The sequence below is a fragment of the Roseobacter sp. MH60115 genome (genome assembly GCF_015644665.1).
In the GTDB taxonomy this organism is placed as follows: Bacteria; Pseudomonadota; Alphaproteobacteria; order Rhodobacterales; family Rhodobacteraceae; genus Roseobacter.
The window spans coordinates 185,253-202,483 of record NZ_JADOBQ010000003.1; the positions used below are offsets into that span (position 1 = coordinate 185,253).

15 protein-coding genes are annotated in these 17,231 nt (G+C 60.6%); 6 read left to right on the top strand and 9 right to left on the bottom strand.

Annotation, left to right across the window (positions count from 1 at the left end):
* Positions 1-11: 11 nt before the first annotated feature.
* The 7 genes from ISX84_RS11290 to ISX84_RS11320 all read right to left on the bottom strand — a co-directional run bounded on the left by ISX84_RS11290 (position 12) and on the right by ISX84_RS11320 (position 8,020).
* The gene (locus ISX84_RS11290; protein ID WP_195820473.1) at positions 12-602 is read right to left on the bottom strand and encodes a holin family protein; all 591 of its coding nucleotides are present in this window, start codon (positions 600-602) and stop codon (positions 12-14) included.
* A complete protein-coding gene (locus ISX84_RS11295; RefSeq protein WP_195820474.1) occupies positions 593-1,204 on the bottom strand; it encodes a holin-associated N-acetylmuramidase in 612 nt (203 codons plus the stop codon). The genes ISX84_RS11290 and ISX84_RS11295 overlap by 10 nt, the downstream gene beginning before the upstream one ends.
* Positions 1,205-1,297: 93 nt before the next feature.
* Positions 1,298-1,741 (bottom strand): cytochrome c maturation protein CcmE, encoded by a 444-nt coding sequence (ccmE, locus tag ISX84_RS11300; RefSeq protein ID WP_195820475.1) that lies wholly within the window; start codon positions 1,739-1,741, stop codon positions 1,298-1,300.
* Positions 1,742-1,747: 6 nt separating this feature from the next.
* Positions 1,748-2,776, bottom strand: a complete 1,029-nt coding sequence (argC, locus tag ISX84_RS11305; protein ID WP_195820476.1) for an N-acetyl-gamma-glutamyl-phosphate reductase — start codon at positions 2,774-2,776, stop codon at positions 1,748-1,750.
* A gap of 30 nt (positions 2,777-2,806) precedes the next feature.
* Positions 2,807-3,616, bottom strand: coding sequence for a glutamate racemase (locus tag ISX84_RS11310; protein ID WP_195820477.1), 810 nt, complete (start codon positions 3,614-3,616; stop codon positions 2,807-2,809).
* Positions 3,617-3,642: 26 nt separating this feature from the next.
* Positions 3,643-4,515: a lysophospholipid acyltransferase family protein gene (locus ISX84_RS11315; protein WP_229884270.1), complete on the bottom strand. Its 873-nt coding sequence runs from the start codon at positions 4,513-4,515 to the stop codon at positions 3,643-3,645.
* An 85-nt stretch (positions 4,516-4,600) separates the two neighbouring features.
* Positions 4,601-8,020, bottom strand: coding sequence for an indolepyruvate ferredoxin oxidoreductase family protein (locus ISX84_RS11320; protein WP_195820478.1), 3,420 nt, complete (start codon positions 8,018-8,020; stop codon positions 4,601-4,603).
* Between the two features lie 174 nt (positions 8,021-8,194).
* Between ISX84_RS11320 and ISX84_RS11325 the strand changes: the two genes are divergently transcribed.
* Together ISX84_RS11325 and purL are read left to right on the top strand one after the other, a co-directional pair.
* A complete protein-coding gene (locus ISX84_RS11325) occupies positions 8,195-9,100 on the top strand; it encodes a LysR family transcriptional regulator (RefSeq protein WP_195820479.1) in 906 nt (301 codons plus the stop codon).
* A gap of 263 nt (positions 9,101-9,363) precedes the next feature.
* Entirely contained in the window at positions 9,364-11,523 is a 2,160-nt protein-coding gene (purL, locus tag ISX84_RS11330; RefSeq protein WP_195820480.1) for a phosphoribosylformylglycinamidine synthase subunit PurL, read from the top strand.
* Between the two features lie 3 nt (positions 11,524-11,526).
* Here purL and ISX84_RS11335 read toward each other — a convergent pair whose 3' ends face one another.
* Together ISX84_RS11335 and ISX84_RS11340 are read right to left on the bottom strand one after the other, a co-directional pair.
* On the bottom strand, positions 11,527-12,789 hold the full coding sequence (locus ISX84_RS11335; protein ID WP_195820481.1) for a vWA domain-containing protein: 1,263 nt from the start codon (positions 12,787-12,789) through the stop codon (positions 11,527-11,529).
* Positions 12,790-12,855: 66 nt separating this feature from the next.
* Positions 12,856-13,764, bottom strand: coding sequence for an AAA family ATPase (locus tag ISX84_RS11340; protein ID WP_195820482.1), 909 nt, complete (start codon positions 13,762-13,764; stop codon positions 12,856-12,858).
* 275 nt (positions 13,765-14,039) lie between these two features.
* On the opposite strand from ISX84_RS11340, the gene ISX84_RS11345 reads away from it, so the two are divergent.
* From ISX84_RS11345 to ISX84_RS11360, 4 genes are all read left to right on the top strand, one after another.
* Positions 14,040-14,231: a hypothetical protein gene (locus ISX84_RS11345; protein WP_195820483.1), complete on the top strand. Its 192-nt coding sequence runs from the start codon at positions 14,040-14,042 to the stop codon at positions 14,229-14,231.
* Between the two features lie 104 nt (positions 14,232-14,335).
* Complete coding sequence (locus ISX84_RS11350) at positions 14,336-15,265, top strand: phosphoadenosine phosphosulfate reductase (protein ID WP_229884271.1); 930 nt, start codon at positions 14,336-14,338, stop codon at positions 15,263-15,265.
* 38 nt (positions 15,266-15,303) lie between these two features.
* Positions 15,304-16,338: a dihydroorotase gene (pyrC, locus tag ISX84_RS11355; RefSeq protein WP_195820484.1), complete on the top strand. Its 1,035-nt coding sequence runs from the start codon at positions 15,304-15,306 to the stop codon at positions 16,336-16,338.
* A 69-nt stretch (positions 16,339-16,407) separates the two neighbouring features.
* Positions 16,408-17,088 carry an orotate phosphoribosyltransferase gene (locus tag ISX84_RS11360; RefSeq protein WP_195820485.1) on the top strand — a complete coding sequence of 227 codons (681 nt, stop codon included), beginning with the start codon at positions 16,408-16,410 and terminating at the stop codon, positions 17,086-17,088.
* Positions 17,089-17,231: the final 143 nt, after the last annotated feature.

Below are 17,231 nucleotides of genomic sequence, written 5' to 3' on the forward strand. Positions count from 1 at the left end.
AGCCAAGGCGATCACTTTGTCGCGGCTGGACCTTTCCGGGCGCGCCAGTCGACAAGGGCGGAGTTGTCATCCGGCAGGACCGACAGGCTCGCCAGGCGCGCATCGTGACCGGTATCGGCAAGACCCGGCGAGGTGGGTCGCAACGCGCGGAGCGTGGAGAGATTTTCCGCCACCTTCGGCGCCAGCGACATGGTTTGCGCAATGGACCGTTGGAATTGCTGGCTTTTGACCTGATGCCGCGCGCCGAAGTAGAAGGACACCACCACCCCCAGCAGCCACCACAAAGGTTCCGGCACCAGTGCGATGCCCTGCATGCGCGCGGAAAACCAGATCGGGTCAATCATCGCCGCAAGGAAAAGCCCCAGCGTACCCAAGGCCAGCGCCGGACGTGGTATCCGGTTGACGCCATCCATCACCTGATCGAACCAGCCCTGTTTGGAGGCTTCGAATTCGCGGGCGAACTGTTTCATCGCCTCGAGGCGCAGCTCCTGCGACCGCTCCGCTCCCTCTTCGGTGTTCTCCCGAAAAACCTCTGCGGTCTCCAGTATCACGTTGCGATCATTTCCAAAAATGATGTTGAGAAGTCCTGAGATCAGACCCATCCTGCCACCCTTTGCTTAAATTGCTGCTCTGTCATGTGATATTGCCGGGAGATGAACTCCTCGGCCCGCTTGATCCAACCGCCTTTGCCGCCTGCGCGTGTACGGGCATATTTTCGGCTGGCCACACGTCTGTCCGCGATGCGGAAATAGTAGTTCCGCCGGGCAATCCCGTAGGCGTCGGCCAGATGATTTGGCGCGTCAAGATAGGCTGCCTGTGCCGCCGCAATGCTCTTGGGCCCCAGAATGCCATCCACGGCGATCTTATGCCCCATATCGCGCAACAGCCGCTGCAGGATTTTCACCGCATTGGCGCCCGCGTTGACATACATGTCAAAGACCGAGGCTTGCAGCACCGGTGGCAGCAAAGCGATCAGCGGTTTCTCGAAATAGTGTTTTTCGAAGATTTCAATTGCATGCTCCCGGGTGAGCGCGCGCACATCGGAGATCGTCACCGCCCCATCCCGGTCCAGATCGATTCCCAGGGCCCGCATTGTATGGATCGTCACGCCGTAGTTGGTGGCCCCACCCGGGTCGTCGGGGTCGTTCACGAAGCCCCCTTCGCGTGCAACGATTTCCGTCGCGATCTCTCTGACCGTTTGCATATTGACTGCCCTCCGCTCGCATCACGTCGCGGCGGATAAAGTCAATTAATGGTAAACATGGGCTAACGGTGCGTTCTTAACCACCGTACGGTGCTAGCCGTTCGGGTCCTGATAGACCCCTTGCTCCTTGAGCGCATCCACAACCTCTGCAGGCATGTAAGTCTCGTCATGTTTTGCAAGGATTTCATGGGCTTCGAAGACGCCGTCAATGTAACGCCCGGTGCCGACCATCCCCTGATTTTCCTCGAAAAGATCGGGTAAAACGCCGGTATAGGTCACCGGAACAACGGCGCCACCATCGGTCACGCTAAAGCGGATCGTCTCGCCCTGACCACGCACGATGGAGCCTTCCTCGACCAGCCCGCCGATGCGGAAGACCTCAGATGGTCCCGGGGGTTCGGCCACGATCTGGCTGGGCGCGCGGAAGAAATTGATACCATCGCGCATCGCATAACCGATCAGCGCCGTCGAGAGCGTCAAGGCCACCACCGCCACGGCGATGACCTGAATACGGCGCTGTTTCTTGAGACTTTTCATCCATCCTCACGGGAAAAGCGGGGCCATCATCAGCCCTTCGGTCTCTTCAATATCTAACATCAGGTTGGCATTTTGCAACGCCTGCCCGCTGCTACCTTTTGTCAGGTTATCAAGCGCACCAATGATGATCGCCCGGCCCTCGATGCGGTCCGCCGCAACGCCGATATGACAGAAATTGGAGCCACGGACATGGTGCGTGCTGGGCGTTTCGCCAAAGGGCAGCACCTCGATGAAGGGCTCGTTCGGATAGGCATCCACCAGCGCCTGATGGATCGCATCTGCCGCCCCCTTGACATAGGCAGTCGCCAGAATGCCGCGATTGGCCGGGATCAGATGGGGCGTGAACTGTATCTTGACCGGCCTGCCTGCCAGGGCGCTGAATTCCTGATCGAATTCACCCAAGTGCCGATGCGTCCCACCCACGGCATACCCGTGGTAGCCTTCAGACAATTCGGCATGCAGCAGGTTTTCCTTCAGGCTCCGCCCTGCCCCGGACACGGCGCATTTGAGATCGAGGATGATCTCGTCGAGGTCGATCAACCCGGTCTGGATCAGGGGGCGCAACACAAACTGCCCGGTCGCCGCATTGCACCCGGTGCCAGCGACAAGCCGCGCCGCCTTGATCTGCGCGCGGTAGAACTCGGTCAACCCGTAGACCGCTTCCTTCTGATGCGCCACCGCGGCGTGTTCATTGCCATACCACTGCTTGTAGGCCTCCGGGTCCCGCAGACGGAAATCCGCACTCAGATCGACGATCTTCAGATCAGCGGGCAATTTGGCGATCACCTCCTGGCTGGTCTTATGCGGCAGGGCGCAAAAGCACAGATCGATGTTTGCAAAGTCGATGTCACCTATTTGCAAAAGCGTGGGCAGGTCGAGATGACGCAGATGCGGGAACACCTGTGCCATGGACTGCCCGGCTTTGGAATGCGCGCCAAGCGCGGTAATGTTCAGATGAGGATGCTCGGCGATCAGCCGAATGAGTTCTGCGCCCGTGTAGCCAGAGGCGCCAAGGATGGCGATGGAATAGGTCATGGAAGGTCCGTCTCGATAGAGTTGAAATGCTCAGGCAGATTGAAAGGTGATCTGTCGTCGCAAAAACTGTGTCGCCCGGTCGCTCACACGGCGCGGATCGCCGGTGGTCAGGAAATCGCTGTCGCCTGCCCCGGCCATATCGGCATGACGGGTCAGATAATCCGCCAGGCTCTCTGCAACCAATGTCGCCTGACTGAATACCCGCACGTTCTCGCCAAGGGCATCCTGAAAGATGTCCTGCAGCAGAGGGTAGTGCGTGCAGCCCAGAATGGCAGCGTCCGGCTCCGGCATCTTGCGCTTGAGCGCATCGACATGACTGCGCACCAAGGCCTCCGCCAGGATCATGTCACCGTCTTCTATGGCATCCACGACACCGCCACAGGCCTGCGCCTCCACATCAACGCCGATGGCCCGAAACGCCAGTTCCCGCTGGAACGCGCGGCTGGCAACGGTGGCGGGCGTGGCAAACAAGGCGACATGTTTCACATCCACTTCGCGCGGCGGAGAATTGTCCCCCCATTGCCGTTCAGTCATCGCCTCGATCAGCGGCACGAAAACGCCCAGCACCCGCTTGTCCTCGGGCACCCAGGATTCCTGCATCCGCCGCAATGCCGCCGCCGACGCGGTATTACAGGCGAGAATCACCAGATCACACCCCGTCTCGAAAAGCCGCGAGACTGCCGTACAAGTCAGGTCATAGATGTCATCAGCCGTACGTACCCCGTAGGGCGCATGGGCACTATCCGCCAGATAGACAAAGGGCACCTCAGGAAGACGCGTTTGCGCTGCCTCCAGAACGGTTAACCCGCCCAATCCGCTGTCAAAAATACCAACTGCCATGCGTCCGGTGCCCTTGTGGCACCTGCTCAGGACCGGTGCCGCTCTTCGAATTCATAGCCCAGATCAAATCGTTTATCCGGGTCCGTGGAAAGCTCATACGTTGCTTTGCGCAGGAAATCCATCATCGCTTTGCCGTCTTTCGCCAAAGGGTCGAGCACGTCGCGCCCAATGGGCTGCCCAACGGCAATGCGGACGGGCGTGTCCACACGTTTTCGGAACTCCTTGATCAGCAACCCCATGCGCAGCGTGGAATGCATGTGACTTGCGATCTGAAACAGGCGGCTGGTGTGCCCGTCAAAGTAAACCGGCAAGACCATGGCACCGGATTTGCCGATCATGCGCGCGGTAAAGCTGCGCCAGCCGGGATCCATGGGTCGCGAAAACGGGCGCGCTGCGGTGCTGACCGTGCCGCCCGGAAAAATACCAATCGCCCCCCCATCGCGCAGATAGCCGAGCGCCGTTTTCCGGGTGGCAATATTGAGCGCCAGCGCGTCCTTCGTGGTCTCGAAACTGATCGGCAGGATGACGCGGTTCAGATCCTCGGCCTTGCGAAACACCGAATTGGCCAGAATGCGGAAATCGCCCCGCGTCCGCGCCAGAATATGGCCCATCATCAACCCGTCGAGGATGCCGTAAGGGTGGTTGGCGATCATGATCAGCGGCCCCGTGCGGGGGATATTCTTCAGCGACCCGGAAACCACGTCGAGGGAAAGACCATAGCGATCAACCATGACGTCAAAGAAATCGCGTCCCTTTGCGACCTCACGCTCATAGCCACGGGCCCGTTTGATCAAACGCAGACGACCAGTACTATTCTCCATCACCCGGATCAGGGCGCGGCCCCCCCGTGTCTCGGCAGAGTGCGAATAGCTGATATCCCGCGCGATGTTGCGGCGCATCATGATGGCTCCATGCATGATCTTGTGGCCAAAACTCTAGCTTCGGCAACGCTCTATGCCCAGCGATTATAACACCGATGTGACACTACTCCGCGGCGCGGGCCGTTTCCGATCCCCCGGCGCGTATCACCGCCAGCAGTTCTTCGCGCCGCTTGGCTGCCTTGGCTTCATGCGCTTCCTTGACCGGGCCGAACCCCTTGATCTGAAGCGGCAGCTCCGCAAGCGCAATCATGGCGGGTTTGGTCGTGTCGCTCAGCAAGGGCAGAACCTCGCGCATGTCGCGCTCATATTGTTTGATCAGGGCGCGCTCCATCCGGCGTTCCCGCGTGTATCCGAAGGGATCGAAAGGCGTGCCGCGTAACCGCTTGAAGCGAGCCAGAATGCGCAGCGGTTTTTCCAGCCAGGGACCGAAGGTGCGTTTCATGGGCCGCCCGTCAGGGCCCTTTTTGGACAACATCGGCGGGGCCAGATTGAAAGTCATTTTGAAATCACCGTCAAACTCTGCCGCAGCCTTCTCACGGCTCGACAAGAGCAGGCGCGCCACTTCGTATTCATCCTTGTAAGACAGCAGCTTATGATACCCTTTTAAAGCGGCATCGCGCAGATCCTCGTCTGAAATTCCCTCAAGGAACTTGTGGTACTTCCGCGCCAGCCGACCGCTTTGATAGGCGGTGAGGTGATCCGCCCGGAAAGCAATCTTCTCCTGCTGCGTCTTCGGAAGCTGAACGACCTTGGGCGACAACACCGCCGCCGCATCTTTCGGGAACAGCACCGCCCACCGGCCAATGTCAAAGGCGCGCAGGTTCCGCTCCACCGCAGCGCCGTTGAGCGTGATGGCTTGCGTAATGGCCTCCGCCGACAGAGGGATCAGCCCCCGCTGCCAAGCCCCGCCGAAGATCATCATGTTGGAAAAGATGGAATCGCCCAAGGTTGCCTTGGCGAGGTCTGAGGCGTCAAAGAGATCAAGCCGGTCTTTCAGCCGCGCTTCGAGTGCCAGGGACAACCGTTCGCTGGGCAATTGAAATTCGGTGTCGCGGGTAAAGTCGCCGGTGATGATTTCATGGCTGTTGACCACGGCCCCGGTGCGGTCCGCGCGCGTCAGCCCAAGTGTCTTTGCCCCGGCAGAGACCACAAGATCACCGCCAATCAGCGCATCCGCTTCGCCGGTTGCCACGCGGATTGCGTTGATATCACCGGGTTTTTCCGCAAGGCGGCAATGGATATGCACGGCGCCGCCCTTTTGCGCCAGCCCGGCCATCTCCATCATGCCAGCGCCCTTGCCATCGATGTGCGCCGCCTGCGCCATCACGGCCCCAATGGTCACGACACCTGTGCCACCGACGCCTGTGATCACCACGTTCCACGTGCCGTTGATCGTGGGCAGATCAGGCTGTGGCAGGTCGGGCAGGTCCAGCTTTGTGGTCGGGTCCTGGCGGACTTTGGCCCCCTCCAGCGTCACAAAGGACGGGCAAAAGCCTTTCACACAGCTGTAGTCCTTGTTGCAAGAGGATTGATCGATGGCGCGTTTGCGCCCCAATTCCGTTTCCTTTGGCACGATGGACACGCAATTGGACTGCACACCGCAATCGCCGCAGCCTTCACAGACATCGGTATTGATAAAAACGCGTTTGTCCGGATCAGGGAACAGCCCCCGCTTGCGGCGCCGGCGCTTTTCAGCGGCACAGGTCTGGATGTAGACAATCGCCGAGACACCAGACAGCTTTGCAAACTTCTCCTGTACAGTTTGCAAATGTGCTCTCTCGTGGATTTCAACATCGGAAAACGCCTTGAGATCAACATCTTCTTTCTCATCATAGACCACGGCGATGTTCGGCACACCCATCGCCTGCAGCTCTTTGACGATCCGCGGCGCATCCAGATCCCCTTCATTGTGCTGTCCGCCGGTCATGGCCACGGCGTCATTGTATAGGATCTTGTAAGTGATGTTGGTTTTCGCGTTCAACGCCGCGCGAATGGCCTGCACACCGGAATGGTTATAGGTGCCGTCTCCGAGGTTCTGGAATACGTGGTCACGCGTAGAAAACGGCGCCTCACCGATCCAATTCGCGCCTTCACCGCCCATATGGGTGAAACCGGTGGTTTCACGGTCCATCCACTGCACCATATAGTGACATCCGATGCCCGCGTAGGCACGGGACCCCTCCGGCAGTTTCGTGGAGGAGTTATGCGGGCAGCCGGAGCAAAAGTACGGCAACCGGGTCGCGATATCCTCGGCATTGTCGTTGCGGCGGGCGTCTTCAAGAACTTTAAGGCCTGCACGTAACCTATCGTTATCACGCCCTTCTTCGATCAGAATACCGCCCAGCTTCTCGGCAATCATGATCGGGTCGAGCGCGCCGCGTGTCGGGAACAGCTCTTCGCCGTGCATCGACCCCGCACCGCCGCCCTTGTGCCAGCCATAGACCCGCCGGCCGCGGCGATCATCAAAAATCGCTTCCTTGATCTGCACTTCGATCAGCTTGCGCTTTTCCTCGACAACAACGATCAGATCGAGGTCTTCGGCCCAGTCGTGGAAGCCTTTCATGTCAAGCGGGAAGGTCTGGCCAATCTTGTAGGTGGTGATGCCCAGCCGCTCCGCCTCCGCACCGTCGATGTTCAAGAGCGTCAGCGCATGTTCCAGATCCAGCCAGTTCTTGCCCGCCGCGACAAAACCGATCTTGGCACCCGGCTTGCCCCACACGCGCTTGTCCATCTTGTTGGCGTGGCTGAAGGCTTCCGCGGCAAAGCGCTTGTAGTCGATCATACGCGCTTCCTGCGCGTGTGGCGTATCGATGAGCCGGATGTTCAGCCCGCCGTCCGGCATCTCAAAGGTCGGCAGGACAAAAGACGCGCGTCCAGGATCCGCGTCGACGACGGATGTCACTTCGATGGTGTCCTTCATCGTCTTTAGCCCGACCCACAGGCCGGAAAACCGGCTGAGCGCAAAGCCGTAAAGCCCGTAGTCCAGAATTTCCTGCACCCCCGCCGGGCTCACCACCGGCATATAGGCGTCCACCATGGCCCATTCCGACTGGTGCAAGACCGTGGAGCTTTCCCCGGTGTGATCATCGCCCATCGCCATCAGCACGCCACCGTGCGCAGAGCTGCCCGCCATATTGGCGTGGCGCATCACGTCGCCGGTGCGGTCCACCCCCGGGCCCTTGCCATACCACAGACCAAAGACGCCATCGAACTTGCCCTCGCCGCGCAATTCCGCCTGCTGGCTGCCCCAAAGTGCCGTAGCCGCCAGGTCTTCGTTCAGACCCGTCTGAAAGGTAACGTCATGATCGGACAGGGGTTTCAGCGCCCGCTGCATCTGTATGTCCACCGCGCCCAGCGGTGAGCCACGGTATCCCGTGACCAGCCCGGCGGTATTCAGCCCCGCCGTCCGATCCAGCGCTTTCTGCATCATCATCAGGCGCACAAGAGCCTGCGTGCCGTTCAGCAGCACCGGGCTCTTTGTCAGGTCGTAACGGTCATTCAGCGATATTTTCTGAGTGCTCATTGGTCGCCTCCCCAGCGTTTTCCCAGTCTTGCACAGATTTACCGCAATAATAGGTCACAAAGACTGACCTGTATAGGGGGTTTTTTTGCATTTCGCCGCTCAGACCGCCACCTTCTCTGTATTTCGAAACAATATGTCGCTAGGAGGTGCCGAAGGATTTGCACGGGATGCGACATGGATTGGGATAAGCTCAGAATATTTCACGCGGTGGCGGACGCAGGGTCTTTGACCCACGCTGGCGATAAGCTGAATCTGTCGCAATCGGCGGTCAGCCGGCAGGTGCGTGGGCTCGAAGAGATGCTCAACACCACGCTGTTTCACCGCCACGCACGGGGCCTGATTCTCACCGAACAGGGCGAATTGCTGTTCGATGCGACATCGGCCATGACCAAACGGCTCGACACGGCATCTGCCCGCATTCGCGACAGCGAGGAGGAAGTGTTTGGCGAGCTTCGGGTCACGACGACGACCGGGTTCGGCACGCTCTGGCTCGCGCCGCGTCTGCCCAAGCTCTACGAGCAATACCCGGACCTTAAGATCGACCTGATGCTCGAAGAGCGCGTGCTCGACCTGCCGATGCGCGAGGCGGATGTCGCGATCCGCATGAAGGAACCCAGCCAGGCGGACCTCATTCGCAAAAAGCTGATGATGATCCGCATGTGTCTGTTCGCCACGCCCGACTATCTGGCAGAGAACGGCACGCCAAAAGAAATCGAGAACATCGCGGACCACAGGCTCATCTGCCAGAATACGGACAGCGATCAGGTGGGCGCCGGTCTGAACCTCGTGCAGCACCTGATGACCTATGACATCCGCTCGCTTCTGACGGTCAACAATTACTTCGGTGTTCTGCAGGGCGTCCTGCACAACCTCGGAATCGGCGTGCTGCCGGACTACGTCACACAGGACTTTCCCGATCTGGTGCGTGTGCTGCCGGATCTGGAATCCGCGGATGTGCCTGTTTTTCTGGCATATCCGGAAGAATTGCGGCATTCCCAGCGGGTCTCTGCCTTCAAGGATTTCGTTCAGGAAGAGATCATCAGTTACCGCAAACAGTTGAGAGACAAACAGAATCCTTGATCATCCGGTCAGCTATGCAAAATCCGCATATCTGACATGCTGACACTTATACAGAATTAGCCTTGATCGTGTGCAGGTCGCCACTTATTTGATCTCGTGAAGGAGCGGATGCCCTGCATCTGCCTTCATACCTCCCTGTTGGACTTGGCCGAGCTTCGTGCTCGGCCTTTTTTTTCGTCAAGGCCGATCCGGCTTTGCCCTTTTCCCTGCCTGCCCCTTCCTCTAAAGACAGCGCAACACTGCCACGGGGGGCCTGACGCGCGATGACTGAACCTGCCATCACACCGGATCTGATCGCAAAACACGGGCTGAGCCCGGATGAATATGACCGCATCCTCGAGATTGTAGGCCGGGAGCCGACATTCACCGAGCTGGGCATTTTTTCAGCCATGTGGAACGAGCATTGCTCCTACAAGTCGTCCAAGAAGTGGCTGCGCACCCTACCCACAGAAGGCCCGCAGGTAATCTGTGGCCCGGGTGAGAACGCGGGCGTCGTGGACATCGGCGACGGCCAGGCGGTGGTGTTCAAGATGGAGAGCCACAACCACCCCAGCTACATTGAACCTTATCAGGGGGCGGCCACCGGGGTGGGCGGCATTTTACGTGATGTCTTCACCATGGGTGCACGGCCCATCGCGGCGATGAATTCGCTGAGCTTCGGGGAGCCCGCGCATCCCAAGACCCGGCAATTGGTCAACGGGGTGGTCGAAGGCATCGGCGGCTATGGCAATTGTTTCGGCGTCCCGACTGTCGGTGGCGAGGTCCGTTTTGATCCGGCCTATAACGGCAATTGCCTCGTGAACGCCTTTGCCGCAGGTCTCGCGGATGCAGACAAGATTTTCTACTCCGCCGCCTCGGGTGTCGGTATGCCGGTGGTCTATCTGGGGGCGAAGACCGGGCGCGACGGTGTCGGTGGGGCCACCATGGCCTCTGCCGAATTTGACGACACCATCGAGGAAAAACGCCCCACCGTGCAGGTCGGCGATCCCTTCACCGAAAAGCGCCTGATGGAAGCGACGCTGGAGCTGATGCAGACGGGTGCGGTGATCTCCATTCAGGACATGGGGGCTGCCGGGCTGACCTGCTCCGCTGTGGAGATGGGCGACAAGGGCAACCTCGGCGTGCGGCTCGATCTGGAAAACGTGCCTGTGCGCGAGGAGGCCATGACCGCCTATGAGATGATGCTGTCGGAAAGCCAGGAGCGCATGCTGATGGTGCTGCGCCCCGAGCTGGAGGCCGAAGCCAAGGCGGTGTTCGACAAATGGGACCTCGATTTCGCAATTGTCGGCGAAACCATTGCCGAAGATCGCTTCCTGATCGTGCACAATGGCGAGGTCAAGGCCGATCTGCCGCTTAAGACACTGGCAGGCACGGCTCCGGAATACGACCGCCCGTGGGAGGAAACCCCCGCCCCCGCCGCCTTCACCGAGGATCTGGAAGTCGATCCGATGGAGGCCCTCAGGAAACTTATCCTGAGCCCGAATTATGCGGCCAAGGAATGGGTATACACGCAATACGACACAATGGTCATGGCCGATACCGTGCGCATTCCCGGTATCGGCGCAGGCATCGTGCGGGTGCATGGCACCGACAAGGCGCTGGCCTTCACCTCGGACGTCACGCCGCGCTATGTGCAGGCCAACCCGGTTGAGGGCGGCAAACAGGCCGTCGCCGAAGCCTACCGCAACCTGACCGCCGTCGGGGCCACCCCCTTGGCAACGACCGACAACATGAATTTCGGCAACCCGGAAAAGCCGCGCATCATGGGCCAGTTCGTCGGCGCGATCAAAGGCATTGGAGAGGCTGTGAAGGCGCTGGACATGCCCATCGTCTCCGGCAATGTGTCGCTTTATAATGAGACCGATGGCGCGGCGATCCTGCCGACCCCGACCATCGGCGCGGTGGGTCTGATTGCGCATGTGGATGACATCATCGGCTGTGACGTGCGCGAAAACCACGTGGCGCTGGTGCTGGGGGAAACCGCCGGGCATCTGGGGCAGTCGGCCCTGCTGGCAGAGGTCTTTGACCGCGCCGAAGGCGACGCCCCGCCGGTGGATCTGGCGCAGGAAGTGGCGCATGGCGATTTCATCCGCGCCAACCGCGCCACCATTGCCGCCTGCACGGACCTCTCCGACGGAGGTCTTGCCTTGGCTGCCTTCGAGATGGCCGAGCGCGCCGGGTTGGGCGTGACACTGGAGACAGGCGACACGAGCAAGCTCTTTGGCGAGGATCAGGGGCGCTATCTGATTTCCTGCGACGCGGATGACGCGGACACCCTGTTGGCTGCGGCCAAAACGGCCGGTCTCACGCTGGAGAAAGTCGGCACCTTTGGCGGCTATGACGTGAAGATGGGCGGCAGCACCGCGTCAATGACGGCGCTATCCGTCTTATACCGCAGCGCCTTTGCCGATGCGGTCGCCTGACGTCTAGCTGTCGATCAGCCGCATGAGCCGGTCTTTCTCGCCCATATCATCGGGGCGGGAGAGCGAGGTTGCGAGGTCTTCAAGCGAGGCAATGGAATGGCCCGCGCGAAAGCTGTCCACATTGGGCAGCATCGCGCGGATACCCTGCGCCTTGGGGGCAAAGCCCTCCCAGCGCAGCAAGGGGTTCAGCCAGATCAGGCGACGGGCAGAGAGATGCAACCGCTCCATCTGACGGGTCAGCGCCGCCGGGTCATCCCGGTCCAGCCCGTCGGTGATCAGCAACACCACCGCGCCCTGCCCCATGACCCGGCGGGACCAGTCGCGATTGAAGCTGGTCAAGCAGTCGCCGATGCGCGTGCCGCCTTCCCAGTCCTGCGCCTCGGCCCCGGCGGCGGCCAGGGCCGCGTCCACATCCCGCTGCCGCAGATGCCGGGTGATGTTGGTCAGCCGCGTGCCAAAGGTGAAGGCATGCACCTTGGCCCAGCCCGCCCCCTTGGCATTGGCCACCGCGTGCAGGAAATGCAGCACCACCCGGCTGTACTGGCTCATCGAGCCTGAAATATCACAGAGCACGACCAGATTGGGCCAGCGCGGGCGCGGCTCCTTGAGGGCAATCCTGTGCATCTCGCCACCCTGCCGCATTGCCGCTCGAAGGGTGCGGGCTGCATCGACCCGACGGCCAGTCAGGCTCGCCTTGGCGCGGCGCGACAGGATCGGTGGCACCGGCAGGTTTAACCGGGCCAGCATGCGTTTGGCCGCCGCCATTTCCGCCGTGCTCATCTGTTCAAAATCGAGGCTGCGCAGCCGTTCCTGACTGGACATGGTCAGGCTGGCGTCGATCTCAATTTCGGTTGTGTCCTCATTCTCGGGCGCGTCCTCGCCGAAATCCGGTGCTTCGGCCCCGTCCAGCAACGCTTCGGCGGCGCGTTTCTCAGCGGACTGCGCCTTGCGATCCTCCTGCACCCCGCGCACCGCCGGGATCATGTAGGACATCATATGTTCCAGATAGCGCGGATCGCGCCAGTAGAGCCGGAAGATCTGCGCAAAGACCAGACGATGCTCGGGCCGGTTCACGAAACAGGCGTGCAGTGTCCAGTAGAAATCGCGTTTTTCAGTGAAACCTGCCGCTTCGACCGCGCGGATGGCATCGATCACCCGCCCCGGCCCGATAGGCACACCGGCCCGGCGCAGGGCGCGGGCGAAATGGGTGATGTTGCCCGCCAGTTTCGGGTTTTCGGGCAGATCGAGGGGGGCGTATTCAGGCATTGCGGTCCAAGGGGCGCTGCCCCCGCGCTGCGCGCTCCCCCGGGATATTTTTGGCCAGAAGAAGCATCAGGCGGGCTCCAGCGTCGCCTTGACCTGATCGAGGATGCGTTTGGCCTCGGAACCCTGCAGTTTCTGGATATCGTCCTGATACTTGAGGATCGCGCCCAGCGTATCGGCGATCACCTCGGGGCTGAGGTTGATCACATCCAGCGCCAGCAGACATTTGGCCCAGTCGATGGTTTCAGCCACGCCGGGTTTCTTGAACAGATCTTCGGTACGCAATTGCTGCACGAAAGCCACCACTTCGCGGCTGAGCGCTGCGGCCGCTTGGGGCGCGCGCGCGTTCAGGATTTCCATCTCCCGGTCGAAGTCGGGATAGTCCACCCAGTGATAGAGGCAGCGGCGTTTCAGCGCGTCATGCACTTCGCGGGTGCGGTTGGAGGTCAGGATCACGATCGGCGGCTCTGGCGCTTTGATGGTGCCCAGTTCCGGGATCGTCACCTGAAAATCGCTCAGCGCCTCCAGCAGGAAGGCCTCGAAGGGTTCATCTGTCCGGTCGAGTTCGTCAATCAGCAGCACCGGCGCGCCGTTCTCATCCGGGCGCATTGCTTCCAGCAGTGGCCGTTCGATCAGGTAGTCGTCGCTGAAAAGCTCCGCCTGCAAATCCTTGCGGGAGTGATCGCCTGCCGCCTCCGCCGTGCGGATGGCCACCATCTGGGCGGGGAAATTCCATTCATAGACCGCCGTGGACGCATCCAGCCCCTCGTAGCATTGAAGCCGGATCAGCCGCCGGTTCAGGCCTGCAGACAATGCCTTGGCAATCTCGGTCTTGCCGACGCCTGCCTCCCCTTCGAGGAAAAGCGGTCGCCCCAGCCGCAGCGCCAAAAAAACCACTGTGCCAAGCGCACGGTCGCAGACATATCCCTGCGCCGACAGCATTTCCTGAACGGCGTCGATCGTATCAATCCCGGCCATGCTTTCTCCTCTTTTCCCGCCAACAACCTGCACTCCACAGCAGGCGGGTCAAGCGTTGATGCCTTGCCTTTTGGTCTACGTTGACGCGAATTATCCAGGGCGGGGTGATCCATCGGCGATACCTGAGAGGATCGGAAATGACCGATGTTCCCGGGCGACTGAGTGCATTCTTGGGCACAGGCGCAGTTGAAAAGCTCCCAGGTGGTGTCTGGACAGTGACAGCGAATAGTGGCCTTTTCTCTGTCAGAATTGAAACGCTACTTTGCTGGACCGACGTGCTCATTCTCACGGCCAACATCACGGGGTGTGAGGCCGGGTTGCAAGTGAGCGCCGCCGTGCAATGGATCACGGATGTCACGGTGAGCCGACGGTTCACGCGCTGCCCTGCAGACATCGCCTTCGGGCGTGGCGCGGCAGCCGTGCCCGCACACTTCGCCCGGCAGAGCGGTCCAAAAAGCGACAATTAGCGAAAATTCCGCATGTTGTTTCCGCAATTTTGCCTCAAATGGCGCGTAGAATCACCAGACAAGCCTTTCGGCACAGGACCGGGGGCAGGGTGAGGAAACGTGCCATGCCGGACGCGGCAATAAGTTTTGGCCACACGCTGGGGGACATGACCCGGCAGGCGTGGATGTCCGAAGTGACCGACCTGATCGGCGCGCGCGGCTCCCTGACGCCACTGGGTTCAAAACACTGCGCCAGTTTTGTCGAAGACGGCACCACTTTGCTGGTGACCTTCGAGACCCACCAGGGCATTCAGACGCTTTCCAGCCAGGCGCATCCTCTGGGATGGAACATGGTCAAGAGTGTCGGATGGTCCCATCTGGGCGTGATCAGTGATGGCGACACATGGTTTCGCGACCCTGCGGTCTATGCGTTTTTTGACCACCTTGTGGATGACGGGTTCTTCGATGCATTCGATAAGGTCCTGTTTTACGGCGCTGGACCCTGCGGCTACGCAGCGGCGGCATTTTCCGTCACAGCGCCGGGCGCCAAGGTGCTGGCCATCCAGCCGCAGGCAACGCTCGATCCACGGGTGGCGGCGTGGGACAGGCGTTTTACGCATATGCGCCGGGTGAGTTTCAATGATCGCTACGGCTTCGCCCCGGACATGCTGGACGCGGCCTCAGAGGCCTGGATCATCTTCGATCCGAGCGAGACAGAAGATGCAATGCACGCTGCTCTTTTCACCAAACCGCAGGTAACAAAGCTGCCGATGCGCAACATGGGGCAGATCCTGCAGACAAGCCTGTTGCAGATGGACCTGCTGCATGGGTTGATTGTGGCCACCGGACAGGGCGCCCTGACACCGATCCGCTTTGCAAGACTGATGCGCGCGCGGCGCGACCACCTGCCCTATCTGCGGCGCCTGCTGGCAAAGCTAGACCAACAGGGGCGGCACAGGTTGCTCCACGCGCTGTGCAGAAATGTCGCGGACCGCCTGAACGCCCCCCGATTTGTCAAACGATTGCAGCTGCTGAGTGAGGCGCAGGACGGCTGATACTGGCACTGCGCACAAAGCTGTGCTAGCGCAGCGACATGAGCCAGACACTGACCTTGCGACGCCCTGACGATTGGCACCTGCACCTGCGCGATGGCGCGATGTTGGAAGCTGTCCTACCTGCCACTGCCCGACATTTCGCCCGCGCCATCATCATGCCCAATCTGGTGCCGCCGGTGGTGACCGCCGCGCAGGCCAGCGCTTACCACGACCGTATCCGTGCCGCGATTCCCGAAGGCATGGATTTCACCCCCCTGATGACCCTCTATCTGACCGAAGACACCGATCCAGCGGATGTCGCAGCCGCCCATGCCTCAGGTCTTGTGCATGCGGTGAAACTATATCCGGCGGGGGCAACGACGAATTCCGCCAGCGGTGTGTCCAACTTTGACAACGTGCGTGCGGTGCTGGAGAAAATGGCCGAAATCGGCCTTCCACTCTGTGTGCATGGCGAGGTGACAGATGCCGAGATCGACATCTTCGACCGCGAGGCAGTGTTCATCGACCGGGTGCTTGACCCGATCCGTAAGGCGACGCCCGGTCTGCGCGTCGTCATGGAACATATCACCACGCGGAACGCCGTGGACTACGCCCGCGCGCAGGACGACAGCCTGGGGGCTACGATCACCACGCATCACCTCGTGATCAACCGCAACCACATCCTCGCGGGCGGCATCAGGCCACATTACTACTGCCTGCCGGTCGCCAAGCGGGAAGAGCATCGTCTGGCCCTGCGCGCGGCGGCCACATCCGGCGACGCGCGGTTCTTCCTCGGCACCGATTCCGCCCCGCACACGGACGCCAACAAGCTGCTGCCCTGCGGCTGTGCGGGCTGCTTTACCGCGCCCAACACCCTGTCCATTCTCGCCCATGTCTTCGAAGAGGACGGCGCGCTTGACAAGCTGGAGGCGTTCACCTCGCTGAATGGCCCCGCCTTTTATCGCCTGCCCGCCAATACCGACACCATCACCCTGGAAAAAACCGGCGCAACCTACCCCTCCCACATCGAAACCGCTGACGGGCCGGTCACCGTTTTTGATCCCGGCTTTCCGCTGGCATGGGCCGTGCGCTAGTTTCTTCTGGCCAGAAATATCCCCGCCGGAGGCAAGACTCTTTCCGGCACGACAGCAAAGGACCACATGATGACCCCCAGCAGCTACCCCGACGCCACCGAAATGGCCCGCCTCACCGCGCGCATGCTGCTGGAAATCAAGGCCGTCCACTTCAACGCGGCCGAACCCTTCACCCTCGCCTCGGGCCTGCCCAGCCCCACCTACATCGATTGCCGCAAGCTGATCAGCTATCCGCGCATCCGCGCAACACTCATGGATTTCCTGACCGTCACCGTGATGCGCAACGCGGGCTTTGAAGCCTTCGACAACATCGCGGGCGGCGAAACGGCAGGCATCCCCTTCGCGGCGCTGGTCGCCGAACGGATGGGTCTGCCGATGACCTATGTGCGCAAAAAGCCCAAGGGCTACGGTCGCAATGCACGTATCGAAGGCGATATGAGCGAAGGTCAACGCGTACTGCTGGTCGAAGACCTCACCACCGATGGCGGCTCCAAGCTCTCCTTTGTCGATGCGATTCGCGACACGGGTGCGACCTGCGGGCACACGGCGGTGATCTTTTACTACGGGATTTTTCCCGAGACGGAAAAGACCCTTGGCGATCATGGGGTTGCTCTGCATTCCTTGTGCACCTGGTGGGATGTGCTGGCTGAAGCCAAGGCGCAGGCTGCGTTTGACGCCACAACGCTGAGTGAAGTCGAAGCCTTTCTGAACGATCCCCGTGCTTGGCAGCATGCGCGCGAAAACACCTGATCTCCCACCACATCTTGTTATCTTCGTGCATGAAGCGCCAGCATGATGTAGTCTTGGGTTTATCCACAGGTTGTCCAGAGAAACATACAATTTGCCTCTGGTGAAACGGACGAGCTAAGAAACCGCCGGGACAAGGTGAGACA

Excerpts from the sequence above, each read along its gene's own strand:
- ISX84_RS11290 (WP_195820473.1), bottom strand. The coding sequence starts at position 602 with ATGGGTCTGATCTCAGGACTTCTCAACATCATTTTTGGAAATGATCGC.
- ISX84_RS11295 (WP_195820474.1), bottom strand. The coding sequence starts at position 1,204 with ATGCAAACGGTCAGAGAGATCGCGACGGAAATCGTTGCACGCGAAGGG.
- ccmE (WP_195820475.1), bottom strand. The coding sequence starts at position 1,741 with ATGAAAAGTCTCAAGAAACAGCGCCGTATTCAGGTCATCGCCGTGGCG.
- argC (WP_195820476.1), bottom strand. The coding sequence starts at position 2,776 with ATGACCTATTCCATCGCCATCCTTGGCGCCTCTGGCTACACGGGCGCA.
- ISX84_RS11310 (WP_195820477.1), bottom strand. The coding sequence starts at position 3,616 with ATGGCAGTTGGTATTTTTGACAGCGGATTGGGCGGGTTAACCGTTCTG.
- ISX84_RS11315 (WP_229884270.1), bottom strand. The coding sequence starts at position 4,515 with ATGCGCCGCAACATCGCGCGGGATATCAGCTATTCGCACTCTGCCGAG.
- ISX84_RS11320 (WP_195820478.1), bottom strand. The coding sequence starts at position 8,020 with ATGAGCACTCAGAAAATATCGCTGAATGACCGTTACGACCTGACAAAG.
- ISX84_RS11325 (WP_195820479.1), top strand. The coding sequence starts at position 8,195 with ATGGATTGGGATAAGCTCAGAATATTTCACGCGGTGGCGGACGCAGGG.
- purL (WP_195820480.1), top strand. The coding sequence starts at position 9,364 with ATGACTGAACCTGCCATCACACCGGATCTGATCGCAAAACACGGGCTG.
- ISX84_RS11335 (WP_195820481.1), bottom strand. The coding sequence starts at position 12,789 with ATGCCTGAATACGCCCCCCTCGATCTGCCCGAAAACCCGAAACTGGCG.
- ISX84_RS11340 (WP_195820482.1), bottom strand. The coding sequence starts at position 13,764 with ATGGCCGGGATTGATACGATCGACGCCGTTCAGGAAATGCTGTCGGCG.
- ISX84_RS11350 (WP_229884271.1), top strand. The coding sequence starts at position 14,336 with ATGCCGGACGCGGCAATAAGTTTTGGCCACACGCTGGGGGACATGACC.
- pyrC (WP_195820484.1), top strand. The coding sequence starts at position 15,304 with ATGAGCCAGACACTGACCTTGCGACGCCCTGACGATTGGCACCTGCAC.
- ISX84_RS11360 (WP_195820485.1), top strand. The coding sequence starts at position 16,408 with ATGACCCCCAGCAGCTACCCCGACGCCACCGAAATGGCCCGCCTCACC.